The organism is Halomonas sp. KG2, from assembly GCA_030440445.1.
Lineage (GTDB): Bacteria > Pseudomonadota > Gammaproteobacteria > Pseudomonadales > Halomonadaceae > Vreelandella.
This window is the reverse complement of record CP098528.1, coordinates 3,866,953-3,880,187: the sequence shown is the minus strand read 5'-3', so window position 1 is coordinate 3,880,187 and position 13,235 is coordinate 3,866,953. Positions and strand designations below refer to the sequence as shown.

Genomic DNA, 13,235 nt, shown 5'->3' with positions numbered 1-13,235 from the left:
TTTCATAACAGTAGGGTGATGAATGACCACCGCCAATGAGTTCGATTTAAACGGTTTGCCGATCTTTGTCGCGCTGGTGGAAGCCGGTAGCTTTACCAAGGCAGCTGAGCGGCTAGGCTGTACAAAAACCCGCGTGAGTCTACAAATTCGCCAGCTGGAAACGCGCCTGGGTGTCACGCTGTTCCATCGCACAACGCGGCGGGTGCAACTTACCCAAGCTGGGGAAGCACTCTACCATCAGTGCCACCCGCTGTTAGCAAGTTTACAGGGCGCGCTTGAGAGCACCGTGAGCGATACTCAGCAGCTACATGGTGAACTGCGTATAACGGCTCCAGAAGATTACTCCTCCGGGGTGCTGAGCGACGTGGTGGTAGCGTTCAGCCGTTTGCACCCAGCGTTGCATATCGAACTGCGTAGCGGCGACCAAGTCAGCGATATGGTGCAAGAGGGAATCGATTTAGCGTTTCGTTTAGGCTGGTTAAAAGATTCCACTCTGCGTGCCCGTCGGTTAGGCACATTTCAACAGTATGTAGTGGCTGCTCCCAGCTACCTAAAACGCCACGGCGTGCCAGCGCACCCGAAAGCCCTGGAAACACACGACTGGATTGCCTTCACGCCATTAAAAGCACCTTTAACGTGGGCGTTTAAGCAACAAGAAACCTTGGTCAATGTGCAAATGAACGCAAGGTTAGCAGCCAATTCGACGGTGAGTTTAGTGGCTTTGACCGCTGCCGGAGGCGGGTTTTCAGTGCTGCCCGATATTACCGCCGAACCGGAAATAGCGGCCGGACGCTTGGCTCGCGTTTTGGCCGAATGGTCTCTGTCCGAGGGGGGTGTTTATGCGGTTTACCCGCCTGGACGGCATGTGCCCGCCAAAGTACGTGCGTTTATGACATTTTTTGAATCGCAAATGCAGCACTAAAAGTGACAGCCGCGATTGCCGTTCTCATTATGCTTGTTTCCCATACGCCGCCAAAAACACATCCACTGCGCTGCTGATCTGACGATGAATCTCTTCATTGCTGGGGAGCTGACGAACCCCCATACGCACCTCCATAACCAACATGCCTTGCCACATGCTACAGAGTTGGTCGGCGGCTGGTGTGGGTGCGTTAAGGGTTAAATGCCCGGCGCGGGCTAGCCCCTCAAGCTTTTCCTGCAGCCACTTTTTAGTGGCCCAGGGGCCTGATTCGAAAAAGGCCAGTAGCAGTTCGGGGTACTGACTTCCCTGTGTACTCATAACGCGCTCAACGGCTAACACGTGGGGCTCCAACAAAAAGCGCACGAGGCTTGTGCCGACTTCAATCAGCGATTGACGCACGGCTTCGTGAGTGTCGGGAAGCTGTTCTAGACCATGACGAATGAGGGCGGTTTCACGCTGAATGACGTTGCCAAATAGCGCTTCTTTAGTTGCAAAATGGCCGTACACAGTCACTTTGGAAACACCCGCTTCACGGGCAACGGCTTCCATGGTCACCCCTTCGAGACCAAAGCGAAAAAATAGGCAGGCCGCCGCGTCTAGCATCGCGTTGTGCTTAGCCATGTCTTTGGGGCGACCGGCGCTGCGTTTTTTGTCAGGCGGTAAAGGTTGCGAGTCCGTCATTGCGAAAAATCCGTGCCTATCGAATAAATAAATATTGAACGCTGGCGTACACATATTGTAGTGAACCGTATCGTTCAAGAATAAACCATTTCGAGGCCATAATGGACACTTCCTTCAATACTTCCTGGCGCCACCGGAGTCGTGGCACGTTGGCGGCCTTAATTATGATGAGTATCACGGCAGTTGCGGTGGTTGTGCTTACTAGCCAGCACAGTCGTGCCCAGTTGGCTAACCAGCAAGAAACTGATAACGCTTTATTGCAAGTGGTGACGCAGTCTCTTGCCCACTCCGAACAGCTGGAGCGGGACGTGCGCTTAACGGGGCGAGTGGTTGCACGCCAGTCAGTGTCGCTTGCTTTTGAACCCGCTGGCCGTGTTAGCGAAGTGTTGGCTGATAGGGGGAGTGCGGTTGAGCAGGGCGATGTGCTGGCGATACTGGATACCCGCCGTCTTGAAAGCCGTTTGGCAGAAGTGGCCGCACGTAGTGAGGAAGCCCGCGCCGGGCTGGCTTTTGCTCAGCGCCAAGAAGAGCGTGAAGCGCAGCTTAATCAAAGTAATTTTGCCAGCCGTACGACGTTGGACCAAGCCCGAACGGATCGGCTAACGCTTCAAGCCCGCCTTGCGGCACTGGCGGCTGAACGAGACAGCCTTACTGCTGATCTTGAGGACAGCACGTTAAAAGCGCCTTTCGCTGGACGCGTTATTGAACGTCATGTCAGCGTTGGTAGTTTAGTGACTAGCGGTACCGCCGCGTTTGAGCTTATCGATGTTGAGCAACTTGAAGCGCATCTAGGATTGCCTGCTCGGTTAGCGTCGACGTTTACACCAGGCGAGATGGTCACACTCAACGTTAATCACCACGCTATTGGCGGTGTGGTGCGTGCTCGATTACCCCATATTGACAGCGACAGCCGCACGCAGACGCTGGTTGTCTCGCTTGACGCCTCAAACAGCGCGGTGCCAGGTGATCTCGTTGAACTTAGCTACGCAGTGGTAGAGCCTGCCAGTGGCTATTGGGTGCCGCTAGATGCCTTACGTGCTGCCGAGCGAGGATTGTGGAACGTGCTGGTGGCAGAGCCGCTGGAAGAGGGGCATTTCCGTGTGGCTCGGGCGAGCGTGGAGTTGCTGCACACTGAAGGCGATCAAGCCTTTGTGCGCGGAACCCTTGAGCCAGGAATAAGGTTAATTACTAGCGGCATTCACCGCATCACCCCAGGGCAGCAGGTCACCCTCAGCGAGGATATGGCTTATGCAGCGCATTGAGTGGTTATTTAATCGACGTTTAGTGGCATTAACCTTGGGGTTGCTGGTTGTGGCTGGGCTATCGGCTATTCAAACGCTTCCTCGGGCGGAAGACCCCCATCTGATTGCGCGTATGGCTACCGTGCTTGCGCCGTTTCCTGGTGCTACGCCTGAACAGGTTGAAGCGCTGGTAGCGCGGCCTATTGAAAACGAGCTGCGCACTATTTCAGAAATCCAAGTGCTTGAATCTACGTCGCGCCAGGGCATCGCTGTTATCAGTCTTGAATTAGAAGACGCGGTTATTGATGTCGCCCCCGTGTGGAGCCGAGTACGAGATAAATTAGGCGATATTGCGCCAACCTTGCCAGCCGGTGTGCAGACACCAGAACTGCTGGATGACCGCGGTTACGCCTTTAGCATGGTGGCCGCCCTGCGCTGGACATTGGATTCTCCGCCCAACCCGCAGTTGATGGAGCGCTACGCTGAACGCCTGGAAGACCAGTTTAGGCGTGTTGCAGGCACGGAATACACCCATCTGTTTGGTGTTGCAGGGGAGCAGGTCGAGGTCATGGTCGACCCCTTAGAGCTAAATGCGCTGGGGCTTTCCGTAGGCCAGCTGGCCGCCGCCATTGAAGCAAGTGATGGCCGCCGCACGGCAGGCGAAGTGGTTACTCGAGGCCATCGGCTAACGGTCGGGCTGAGCGGTGAATTTGATACGTTGGACAGGTTGCGCGATGTCGACGTGGCTATCCGGCAAGGTCAAACGGTTAGGCTAGGTGAGATTGCCGAGCTGCGCCGCGGCGTGCAGGATCCGCCCGCCGCCATGGCGCTGCTTAACGGTGAACGAGCTGTGTTTGTGGGTGCCCGTATGGCTCCCGGCCAGCGTATTGATGTTTGGGTTGAACGGGCTCAGCAACAACTAATGGCGTTTGCTGACGAGCTGCCCGTGGGGCTTGATGTTGAAGTGGTGTTTGAGCAAGCCAGTTACACCAATCAGCGCTTAAGCGATGTCGCTAGCAGCCTGCTGATAGGGTTAGTGCTGGTAGTGGCTATTCTGTTTTTAAGCATGGGCTGGCGCTCGGCGATCACGGTGGGACTCGCGATTCCCGCTACGGCACTGCTCACGTTGGCGTTTTTCAAGCCACTGGGTATTGATATCCACCAAATGAGCATTACCGGCATTATTGTGGCACTGGGGTTAATGGTGGATAACGCCATTGTCATGACCAACGCCCTTCGTGAGCGCTTCTTGCAAGGGGACTCAGTGATTGCAGCGACCCGAGATGCCTTGCGCCATTTAGCCGTGCCGTTACTCGCCAGCACCCTGACGACCATTCTGGCGTTTATGCCAATTGTGCTAATGCCGGGGCCCGCCGGAGAGTTCGTAGGACCGCTAGCCCTGGCCGTTATTGTAGCGCTAGTGAGTTCTTACTTGGTATCGCTGCTGCTAGTGCCAGCGCTCTCTCCGATGCTGCTGGCCAGCGTGGCGAAGAAACCGTCAGGCTCACAAGATAACGTGGTCAAGCGTGGTTTTAGGCGTGCCGTACGTAGCTCGCTGCGTCATCCGGTGGCTGCCATGATCATTACCTTATGCGTGCCTGTGAGTGGCATCGCGCTAATGTCAACGTTAGACGTCGCGTTTTTTCCACCGGCAGACCGTGACCAATTCCACATTGAAGTACGCTTGCCACCGGCTAGCAGCGTCGCCAATACCGCTGCGTTGGCCGATGAAGCCGTCACCCTTATCCGAGAGCTGCCGGGCATCAAGCGGGTGTCGGCATTTGTCGGCGAAAGTGCCCCCATGATGTACTACAACGTATTGACCAATGAAGATAACAACCCCGCGTTTTTACACTTGATTGTCGATGCCGAGTCGTTAGCGGTGACTAATCAGCGGGTGCCAATGTTGCAGCAAGTGCTTGATCAGCACTTTCCGCAGGCGCAAAGCGTGGTGCGTAAGTATGAGCAGGGGCCTCCGTTTAAAGCACCGATTGAGCTACGAGTCTATGGCGATGACTTGGACATACTGTCATCGCTGGGACTCGAGCTAGCGAATCTAATGCATCAGTTGCCTCAGGTAACCCATGTGCGCGCAGGCATGCAGCGCGACCTGCCTAGGCTAACGCTGGATATCGACCAAACGGCGCTTCACGATGCAGGCCTCACGCCACAACACCTAGCGGAACAGGTTGGTGCTGCACTGTCGGGCCAGTCTGCAGGCATGCTGCTGGAAGATACTCAGCAGCTCCCTGTCCGAGTGCGTTATGTTGGTGAATGGCGCACTGATGCTGAACAGCTTGCCGCACTGCGCTTAGTCAGTGATCGCGTTGCAGAGGGGTTGCCGCTAGCGGCAGTGGCGGAAGTATCGCTAACGCCAGCCTGGAGCGTGATTACTCGCCGTAATGCTGAACGGGTGCAGTTGGTGCAAGGCTACTTGGTAGCCGATGCGTTGCCTGCCGTTTCCATGGCACAGCTAGAGGACGCGTTGCAGAGCGCGCTAAAAGCAGGAGAGATTCACCTCCCTTCTGGCTATCGCATTGAAACCGGTGGGGAGGCCGCCGAACGTAGCGAAGCCGTGGGTAACCTGCTGGCCTCGGTGATACTGCTGGTGATTGCCATGGTGGCAACGGTCGTGCTGGCGTTTAATTCCTTTCGCCGCGCTGCCATTGTGTTTATTGCTGGTGCCCAGGCAATGGGCATGGGTATTGTGGCGCTGTTATTAAGCGGCCATGCATTCGGTTTTGTCATTATTGTCGGCATTATGGGGCTGGTGGGTGTGGCGATTAATGCCACTATTATCATCATTGCTGCGTTTGATGACGATGAAGCGGCACGCCAAGGCGATATTGATGCCATGTTAGCGGTCATTAGCGGCCCCACCAGTCGTCATATTATCTCAACGACGATCACCACTTTCGCTGGATTAATTCCATTGATGGTGGCGGCAGGTGGATTGTGGCCACCTTTCGCGCAAACCGTCGGGTTTGGGCTGCTTTTGGCAACGCTGGTGTCATTTTTCTTTACCCCAGCGCTTTATCGGCTTTGGGTAGCAAGAGCAAACTCGCCTATCGATAGCAAGTATGCGGTAGCAGGAAACGCTATCTGAGCATCCTAGATAAGGGGAGATGCTAGGCGGCGATGCCCTTTACCTGGAGTGGCATCGTGCCTAGTCAACTACAGCTGTCGGCGCCAGCGATTTTCAATGGTGTCCAGCTCTATCGGGCCGTAATGCGCTTGCTGATGTGACCCGTAGTAGGCCCATAATTGATCGCCGTAGTCGAAGTGCCACCACTCGCTAGGCAGGTTAGTGAAGCCTTGCTGTTGCATGGTGTGATACAGCAGGCGGCGATGGTCTCGGGCGTTAACTTGCTGGGGCGTTAGCGTCTCCATATGCTCGAAATAGTCGCTATGAGAGGCGGGTATCGCTTCATCAAACAGCGTCCCCATATCCAGCGGTAGGCCATCGGCGTCGCATAGCGTGACATCGACGGCGCCGCCGGTGAGATGTGGGCTGGGTTCTAATGGGTCGCGGCTGGGAACCGAGACAAACTCCCTTGTGCGCTCCAGTAGCTCCGCTTCGCTGAGGCCGGGCTGATGCTGCTGGATAGCTTCGTGCAGGGTATCAAATAAGTACTGCTGCACCCGCCATGGACGCCAGCCGTCCAGCACGATTAAACCGACCCCTTCGGGTAGGCTGCGTGCTGCGGCGAGTAGCGCCCGATAAACGCTTTCCCGAACGAAACACTCCGGTACCGCGCCGGGAATGCCCAGCCGAGCATAGGCGGGGAATACGCTAATCGGTGCCGGAGCGAGGCTCATTGGCACCAAGCGCTCACCGTTATCTTCAATAGATGTTCGGCGCAGCTGTTCCCAGTTTGGAGCTAGGTGGCTGGGTAGAGGCGGCAAGGCCTTCAATAGTGTGTTCAAAGGCATCATGTTGTCCAAGCAGAGTGTTATCAAAACAGGTTCTTAATACGGTTCTTAAAACAGGTTCTTAAAACTGAGCAGGTAGCCACAGCGTCAGCGATGGAAACAGGATGAGTAGAATAAGCACCGCAATCGCCGTCAGTACAAAGGGCCAAATGGTTCTGAACAGCGACACTATCTCAAGCCGACTGACCGCGGCGGCGACAAACACGCAGGCACCCAGCGGCGGGGTGATTAACGCGATGGTAATGTTAAGCGTGATGATGACACCCAGATGAATGGGGTCGATACCCGACATCATCGCCACTGGCGCAAAGATGGGCGTGAGGAGCATCAGCGCTGACACTTCCTCCATAAACATTCCCGTGACGAAGGTGATTGCGCTGAGTAGCAATAAAATAACCACGCTATTGTCTACGTAGGGCGATAGCAGCGAGACAAATTGCGCGGGCACTTGCGCATAGGAGAGCAGCCAGCTAATCGTCGCTGAGGCGGCCATAATCAGAAAAATCGCCGAGGTTAAGCGTGCCGTATCGACGATAGCTTTCCAGCACTCTTTGAAACGCAATCCTCCCAACACGACTCCGCACAACGCGACATACAGCGCTGTTAATGCGCCTGACTCGGTCGGCGTTACAAAGCCCAGCACGATGCCAGCAACAATAATAAAAGGGGCAATAAGTGCCGGCAGAGCGGCCACAAAGGCTATGCCAAGTTGGCTGAGTGAGGGCAACTGACCACTTTTGGGTAATCGATGGCGCCAGGCATACCAGGCGTTCATGCCCATAAAGGCAACGCCCAGCAGCAACCCCGGCACAACGCCTGCCAAAAATAGGTCGCCGACCGAGGTGTTGGTCAGTGAGGCGTAGAGAATCATAAAGATGCTGGGTGGAATAATCGGGCCGATCAGCGAACTACCAGCGGTCAACCCAGCGGCAAAGGCCCGTGAGTAGCCCTCTTTCTCCATGGCAGGCACTAACAGTGACCCAAGTGCCGAGGTGTCCGCCACCGCTGAGCCATTAACACCCGCGAAGAATACGCTCGACACCACATTGACGTGGCCCATGCCGCCCCGCAAATGCCCTACCATCAGGCGGGCGAGCCCCATCAAGCGTTCGGTTAAGCCGCTGACGTTCATCAGGTTGCCAGCGAAGATAAATAACGGAATCGCCATCAAGGAGAATACATTGATACCACCAAAGAATTGCTGGGGCAGCATACGCGGAATCATCGAGGGATCGACAAACAAAAAGCCGACTATCGCGGTGGTAAGCAGGGCGATAAACAGAGGCAGCCCAAGCAGGACGTGGCCCAGGAAAACAACCAGCATAGTGACAATCATAGGTCGTCCTCAATGGTCTTAAGTGGCGCAGGGCCATAAAGAAGCACATGCCAAGCTAGTAGCAAAAAACCAATCGGTAGCGAGAGCAGTGGCACTGTGCGGCTAATGCCGAGCCCAGAAGTGGTAAACATGCTGACCGATAGCGCATAGCGATAGCTAACCCATGCACCCCCCGCTGCAATGAGCAGAGTGAGTAGCCATTGGTACACGTTTAGCAAGCGAGCAAAGGGGGCGGGCAGCCGTTTCTCTAACAGGCCAACGCGCATATGTCCTCCTTCAGACCAGACAGCGCCAGCCGCGAGCATCACGGTGGCGATGATCAAGAAACGTGATAGCTCATCTGTCCAGATAGGCGCGCCACCAGCGATGTAGCGTGCAAACACCCCAAACAGAATGGCCGCAACATTGAGCGATAACAGTGCGCCCGCCAGGGTTAAGGTAACAGGGCGGCTGATCGCTAAAAGACGGGATCGAAGCGTATTAAACATGGCAGCCTTCCATGAAGCACAGAAACGTTAAGCACTAGAACATTAAGTACTAGGGTCTTAAGTACTAGGATATTAAGTACTGGAAATAGGGGGCCGGTAAGGTGCCAGCCCCTGTTGTTAACAGCCGTTAGTCGAGCAGTTCGCTCATGCCTGCATCTTCCAACGCCATATCGATCCAACGCTGCTCGATATCACGCTCACCGAGCCACTCAAGGTAGGCAGGCTGGCCGATTTCGCGGAAAGCGGCTAGCTCTTCTTCAGAGGGGCGAATGACTTCCATACCTTGCTCTTCCAGATAGGCGATACGCGCTTCTACCTGCTCCTCATTGTGCTCACGGGCATTGTGATTAGCTTCGGAGACGGCCTCCATAAAGGCGCTGCGAAGCTCATCATCCCAACCTGCGATCATGTCGCTGTTGCCTACCAGGAACTGGTCGGAGTACTGGATATTGGCGAGGGTCAGGTAGTCCTGCACTTCGTAAAGGCTGCCTAAGATGATATACATCGGCGGGTTCATTTGCCCGTTAGCCACCCCAGTGCGCAGTGCCATATAGGTCTCTGTCCAGGGGATGGGAGTACCGGAGGCGCCGAAGGCCTCATAAAGAGCGACCTGGCTAGGGTCCATGGCGCGGAAGCGGAGTCCTTCGAAGTCGTCAGGGTGGCTGATCGGCCTTTCGTTATTGGTGAACGCCAAAAAGCCGCCCTCTTCCACAACGGCTAGCATATCGATACCGGCACGCTCCTGCAGAGCGTTGCTGACTTCCTGCCAATACTCACCCTCATCGAAGAAAGTGTGGGCTGCAGAAAAATCGTCGAACAGAAACGGAATAGCGCTAACGAAGATTTCATCAACAAGAGGAGAAACACCCGCAAATGACGCCACATTGAGCATGGGCGTATTCATGGTTTGTTCCATGCGCTCCTCTTCTTCGCCGAGCATGCTATTTGGATAGAGCGTAAGCTGGATCTCACCGTCAGTTTTTTCGTCTACCAGCGCTTTAAGGTTCTCTGCAAAAACGTGGACAGCGTTCTTTTCTGGGTCTGGGGCACCGTTGTAACTTAGATTAATCGTAGTCGCTGCAAGCGCGTTCCCTGCCATCAAAGCAGAGCCTACTAGGCAAGCGGACATAAGCTGTTTAAGCGAAAAGTGTTGGCTCAATTTTGCTGGGTACATAGTCAGTCTCCTGGTTTATTGTCGTGAGCTACGGGGCGCTATGGGCGCGTTATTGGATTTATAAGGAGTGCCTACTAGCAGAATATGTAGTTAGGTGCAGACTATGCAATACCTAAAGGCGCACGTGAGGGGACTCCTGGGGAGGTTCCCTCACGTACTGATGGTGTGGTTGAGGTTAAGTAAGCGGTTGGGTTACTGTCTCGCGGAGGATATTTTTCTCCTCCACCGCGTCCGCCAGCATTTCGGCGGTAATGGCTGACAGTGTCCAGCCTAGGTGGCCGTGGCCGGTGTTATAGAAAACAGTGGGCAAACGGCCAGGTCCAACTTTGGGCAGCATATTAGGTAACATTGGACGCAGGCCCGCCCAGGGCACTACGCGTTGGGTACTCACGCCAGGGAAGCACTCTTCTACCCAGCGAACCAGCGGTTCAATGCGATCGTTGCGTATATCGCGATTCGCGCCGTTAAATTCAGCGGTGCCAGCCACGCGGAAGCGGTTTAGCCCCAAACGGCTGGTCACCAACTTGGTTTCATCGTCTAGCAGGCTGACGGTTGGTGCGGCTTGCTGAGAGGCCTCGTCATCGAGCTGTACGGTAATGGAGTAGCCTTTTACGGGATAGATGTTAACGCGATCGCCTAATTTGGCGGCAATGGCTCGGCTGCCGGTCCCCGCACAAACGACCACGCTGTCAAAACGTTGGCTCATGCTGTTGTTATCGACTGTGGCGCTTACCCAAGCCCCATTCTCGTCAGCGCCAATATCGTCAATATGGTGGCCATAGTTAAGCTGCACGCCACGCTTGGCGGCTGCCTGAGCGAGGCCGTTGGTGTATTTATGGATATCGCCAGTGGCGTCGCTTTCGGTATAGAAACCGCCATAGTAACTACCTGCCAAGGTTGGCTCGATGGCGCGCATTTCATCCGGCGTGACCGATCTGCGTTCAAGGCCGCCTTTCGCTAGCAACTGCGACACGCGTGCTGCGTGATCAAAGCCAGCTTTGTCACGATAGATATGCAAAATGCCTTGCTGTTTAAGATCGAAATCAATCTGCTCGTCTTTCGCCCACTGGAATAAGTGTTCCCGGGCAGCAATGGCTAACCGAGTGGTTTCCGTGGTGTTGTCGGCATAACGGGGAATGGCGGCGATGAACGCTGCAAACCAACTGAGTTTGTGCCAACTAGGGCGAGGGTTGACCAGGAGCGGCGCGTCGTTTTTTAGCATCCAGCGCAGGCCTTTAAGCACCGTCGGCCAGTGGTTCCACACTTCAGCATTCGATGCCGAGAGCTGCCCGCCGTTGGCAAATGACGTTTCCATTGCCGCATAGCGGTGTTTTTCAAAAACAGTCACATCAAAGCCGCGCTTGGCCAGCGCATAAGCACTTGTAATACCAGTGATCCCACCGCCAATAATAGCAATGCGTTGCATAAGTCTCTCCAGATTGTATGAGCGTCAAGCGATACCCCTAGCAACATTGGCTAGGCGTACCCCTTCCGTCATGGAACCTGAGAGATTCACGCATCTATTGAGGCTGAGGCGCTTGCTCCTTCGGTGGGCTGAGTGACGCAGTCATCAACCGCTCTTCGGAAAATGTTAGTAATTACTGTTTTAGTAAGTACCGTAGCGATAGCGGTCCGGTGGCCTGAGAGTTTCCGGGGTCGTTGCTCCTTCGGCGCTGGTGGCTAGCACCAGTCTCTCCCGCTATTGCGTTCACAACGTTGTAACGCGTCAGTCGAAAAAGTGAAATAGGGTAAACGTCTTAAGGGTGGGACGCAAAAGGGAGGGGCACGCTGCTTAATGGGCATGCTATGCAATAGCGTGGTTTTAACTGACAATATCGAAAACCTTTTAGCGATGGAAATAACGCATGCAGGCAAACGGATTTTTTGATGGTGTAGGCGAAGCGATTGGCGATGCTATTCGTGTGGTGGTGGAATTTTTATTGGGCTTCTTCACCAACTTTTTCGGCGCGTTTGATGACTTTATTGATGGCCTTACCCGCTCCCTGGGTATCAATGCGTCGTTCTTTAGCATTCTGGTGTTGGTAATTGGCTTGTGGCTGTTATGGCGCGGCTTTCGAGCGCTGCTGCGAGGCTCCTTACTAGGAGCCATCGTGCGTATTGTGCTGGCGCTGTTTATCCTGTCGTGGCTAATGATGTAGAGAGGGCGAGCGCCCTTGAGTCAGTTTCATTAGATAAGTGATCAATTGTCATTTGCTTATTTGGTGCATTTTGCCATCATCTGCACTCTTTTTGTGCAGAGAGGGAGCGATGAAAGCTTATCTTGGCAAGATGCGAGGAGAGCCAACGGCGCGCCGCCCCGTCGGCTGGCAAGATGCCTGCTGGTCATGGCTGGGCGCTTTTACTGGTATGGCCGTTATATGCTGGCTAAGCGCCGCTTGGCTCTCGCAGCAGTTATTAATCGTAGGCTCCTTTGGGGCAACGTCGGTGTTGGTTTATGCAGCGCCTGAAAGCCCGTTCGCCCAGCCAAGCCATGTGCTGTTTGGTAGTGTTTTGTCGGCGCTGGTGGGGGTGGGGTGCTACCAACTGCTGGGCGCGACGCCTATCTCGATGGCACTAGCGGTGTCGCTTTCCATACTGGTGATGCAGCTAACACACACCGTACATCCACCGGGGGCTGCCGCTGCGCTGATTGCGGTAGCGGGTGGGGCGAGTGTCCACAAACTAGGCTGGTGGTATCCGCTGATCCCCATTGGCGCTGGGTGCGTGGTCATGCTGGTAGTAGCCATTTTGGTGAATAATTTAGCGCGCCATCGCCGTTACCCACGTTATTGGTAGCGGTGTAGCTGCTCCTCAATGGCGAAAACATGCGCATCGTCTGTGCCTAATTCGCGTAACGCCTGGGCTAAGTTCAGTAAGTAAGCTTTATTCGAGCCGCTCGGGCCATGGGAATGGGCAATTTGGTGTGCAATATCATCCAACGATGCCTCGCCCAGAAAGGCTGGGTTATCTTCAGTAGCTAAGTAAATTAGCCCTTCCGTTGTTGCCTTTGCCGCCTGCACATTGCCATGCTGCGCTAGAAAAGTGAGCGGCACTTTTTCACGCAGGTAGCCGTTCTTTTCACGTACATCCAGCGGTGCCAGCACATCGGGTGTAATGCGGTATGCCATGCCGTGACATACTTCCCCTTGGGCACGAATCAGCGTAGCGACGCGACCCGGTGCGTCCGGCGTGCCACGGTGGTCGTGGGAGCCTTGCCAAAAACGCCGCGCCCAGCCGGTAATGTAGGCGGGCTGGCGTTCCAAGTAGGCGAAGTCGGCCTTCCAGATCAGCGAGCCATAACCAAAAAGCCAGATATCGGTATGGCCATCGAAGAAGTTTCTTTGCTGGTTCAGGGCGGTAGTATCAAACATCGCTATCAAGCATCATGAGTACGGTACATCGGTTAAAGCGCTCATCTTATCATGCCTTTAGTGATTACTTACTTGACCATCTCCGGAGA

Annotated in this window: 12 protein-coding genes and 2 riboswitches; of the genes, 5 read left to right on the top strand and 7 right to left on the bottom strand. The window is 54.8% G+C overall.

Going from position 1 to position 13,235, the window contains the following annotated elements; all coding sequences use genetic code 11:
* Nucleotides 1–22 precede the first annotated feature (22 nt).
* On the top strand, nt 23–922 hold the full coding sequence (locus NDQ72_17880) for a LysR family transcriptional regulator (GenBank protein ID WKD27884.1): 900 nt from the start codon (nt 23–25) through the stop codon (nt 920–922).
* A gap of 27 nt (nt 923–949) precedes the next feature.
* Here the strand turns inward: NDQ72_17880 and NDQ72_17875 are convergent, their stop codons facing one another.
* A complete protein-coding gene (locus NDQ72_17875) occupies nt 950–1,603 on the bottom strand; it encodes a TetR/AcrR family transcriptional regulator (GenBank protein ID WKD27883.1) in 654 nt (217 codons plus the stop codon).
* 101 nt (nt 1,604–1,704) lie between these two features.
* On the opposite strand from NDQ72_17875, the gene NDQ72_17870 reads away from it, so the two are divergent.
* Both NDQ72_17870 and NDQ72_17865 read left to right on the top strand, forming a co-directional pair.
* The gene (locus NDQ72_17870) at nt 1,705–2,865 is read left to right on the top strand and encodes an efflux RND transporter periplasmic adaptor subunit (GenBank protein ID WKD27882.1); all 1,161 of its coding nucleotides are present in this window, start codon (nt 1,705–1,707) and stop codon (nt 2,863–2,865) included.
* Entirely contained in the window at nt 2,852–5,950 is a 3,099-nt protein-coding gene (locus NDQ72_17865; GenBank protein WKD27881.1) for an efflux RND transporter permease subunit, read from the top strand. The genes NDQ72_17870 and NDQ72_17865 overlap by 14 nt, the downstream gene beginning before the upstream one ends.
* 68 nt (nt 5,951–6,018) lie before the next feature.
* Here NDQ72_17865 and NDQ72_17860 read toward each other — a convergent pair whose 3' ends face one another.
* The 5 genes from NDQ72_17860 to NDQ72_17840 all read right to left on the bottom strand — a co-directional run bounded on the left by NDQ72_17860 (nt 6,019) and on the right by NDQ72_17840 (nt 11,201).
* A complete protein-coding gene (locus tag NDQ72_17860) occupies nt 6,019–6,780 on the bottom strand; it encodes a M15 family metallopeptidase (protein WKD27880.1) in 762 nt (253 codons plus the stop codon).
* A 58-nt stretch (nt 6,781–6,838) separates the two neighbouring features.
* A complete protein-coding gene (locus NDQ72_17855; protein WKD27879.1) occupies nt 6,839–8,113 on the bottom strand; it encodes a TRAP transporter large permease in 1,275 nt (424 codons plus the stop codon).
* Nucleotides 8,110–8,601: a TRAP transporter small permease gene (locus tag NDQ72_17850; GenBank protein ID WKD27878.1), complete on the bottom strand. Its 492-nt coding sequence runs from the start codon at nt 8,599–8,601 to the stop codon at nt 8,110–8,112. Before NDQ72_17850 ends, NDQ72_17855 begins: the two co-directional genes overlap by 4 nt.
* 127 nt (nt 8,602–8,728) lie before the next feature.
* Nucleotides 8,729–9,775 (bottom strand): TRAP transporter substrate-binding protein DctP, encoded by a 1,047-nt coding sequence (dctP, locus tag NDQ72_17845; protein WKD27877.1) that lies wholly within the window; start codon nt 9,773–9,775, stop codon nt 8,729–8,731.
* Between the two features lie 175 nt (nt 9,776–9,950).
* The gene (locus tag NDQ72_17840; GenBank protein ID WKD27876.1) at nt 9,951–11,201 is read right to left on the bottom strand and encodes a D-amino acid dehydrogenase; all 1,251 of its coding nucleotides are present in this window, start codon (nt 11,199–11,201) and stop codon (nt 9,951–9,953) included.
* 55 nt (nt 11,202–11,256) lie between these two features.
* Nucleotides 11,257–11,370: riboswitch (glycine riboswitch) on the bottom strand.
* 23 nt (nt 11,371–11,393) lie between these two features.
* Nucleotides 11,394–11,484, bottom strand: a riboswitch (glycine riboswitch).
* A gap of 156 nt (nt 11,485–11,640) precedes the next feature.
* Between NDQ72_17840 and NDQ72_17835 the strand changes: the two genes are divergently transcribed.
* Both NDQ72_17835 and NDQ72_17830 read left to right on the top strand, forming a co-directional pair.
* Nucleotides 11,641–11,934, top strand: a complete 294-nt coding sequence (locus tag NDQ72_17835) for a hypothetical protein (GenBank protein WKD27875.1) — start codon at nt 11,641–11,643, stop codon at nt 11,932–11,934.
* Between the two features lie 109 nt (nt 11,935–12,043).
* Nucleotides 12,044–12,571, top strand: coding sequence for an HPP family protein (locus NDQ72_17830; protein ID WKD27874.1), 528 nt, complete (start codon nt 12,044–12,046; stop codon nt 12,569–12,571).
* Here the strand turns inward: NDQ72_17830 and NDQ72_17825 are convergent.
* Nucleotides 12,562–13,146 (bottom strand): gamma-glutamylcyclotransferase, encoded by a 585-nt coding sequence (locus NDQ72_17825; GenBank protein WKD27873.1) that lies wholly within the window; start codon nt 13,144–13,146, stop codon nt 12,562–12,564. The two genes, NDQ72_17830 and NDQ72_17825, sit on opposite strands and share 10 nt — an antisense overlap.
* Nucleotides 13,147–13,235 lie beyond the last annotated feature (89 nt).

What these genes read in the sequence shown, in the direction of transcription:
- NDQ72_17870 (WKD27882.1), top strand. Translation starts at nt 1,705, where the DNA reads ATGGACACTTCCTTCAATACTTCCTGGCGCCACCGGAGTCGTGGCACG.
- NDQ72_17840 (WKD27876.1), bottom strand. Translation starts at nt 11,201, where the DNA reads ATGCAACGCATTGCTATTATTGGCGGTGGGATCACTGGTATTACAAGT.
- NDQ72_17830 (WKD27874.1), top strand. Translation starts at nt 12,044, where the DNA reads ATGAAAGCTTATCTTGGCAAGATGCGAGGAGAGCCAACGGCGCGCCGC.
- NDQ72_17860 (WKD27880.1), bottom strand. Translation starts at nt 6,780, where the DNA reads ATGATGCCTTTGAACACACTATTGAAGGCCTTGCCGCCTCTACCCAGC.
- NDQ72_17850 (WKD27878.1), bottom strand. Translation starts at nt 8,601, where the DNA reads ATGTTTAATACGCTTCGATCCCGTCTTTTAGCGATCAGCCGCCCTGTT.
- NDQ72_17855 (WKD27879.1), bottom strand. Translation starts at nt 8,113, where the DNA reads ATGATTGTCACTATGCTGGTTGTTTTCCTGGGCCACGTCCTGCTTGGG.
- NDQ72_17835 (WKD27875.1), top strand. Translation starts at nt 11,641, where the DNA reads ATGCAGGCAAACGGATTTTTTGATGGTGTAGGCGAAGCGATTGGCGAT.
- NDQ72_17880 (WKD27884.1), top strand. Translation starts at nt 23, where the DNA reads ATGACCACCGCCAATGAGTTCGATTTAAACGGTTTGCCGATCTTTGTC.
- dctP (WKD27877.1), bottom strand. Translation starts at nt 9,775, where the DNA reads ATGTACCCAGCAAAATTGAGCCAACACTTTTCGCTTAAACAGCTTATG.
- NDQ72_17875 (WKD27883.1), bottom strand. Translation starts at nt 1,603, where the DNA reads ATGACGGACTCGCAACCTTTACCGCCTGACAAAAAACGCAGCGCCGGT.
- NDQ72_17825 (WKD27873.1), bottom strand. Translation starts at nt 13,146, where the DNA reads ATGTTTGATACTACCGCCCTGAACCAGCAAAGAAACTTCTTCGATGGC.
- NDQ72_17865 (WKD27881.1), top strand. Translation starts at nt 2,852, where the DNA reads ATGCAGCGCATTGAGTGGTTATTTAATCGACGTTTAGTGGCATTAACC.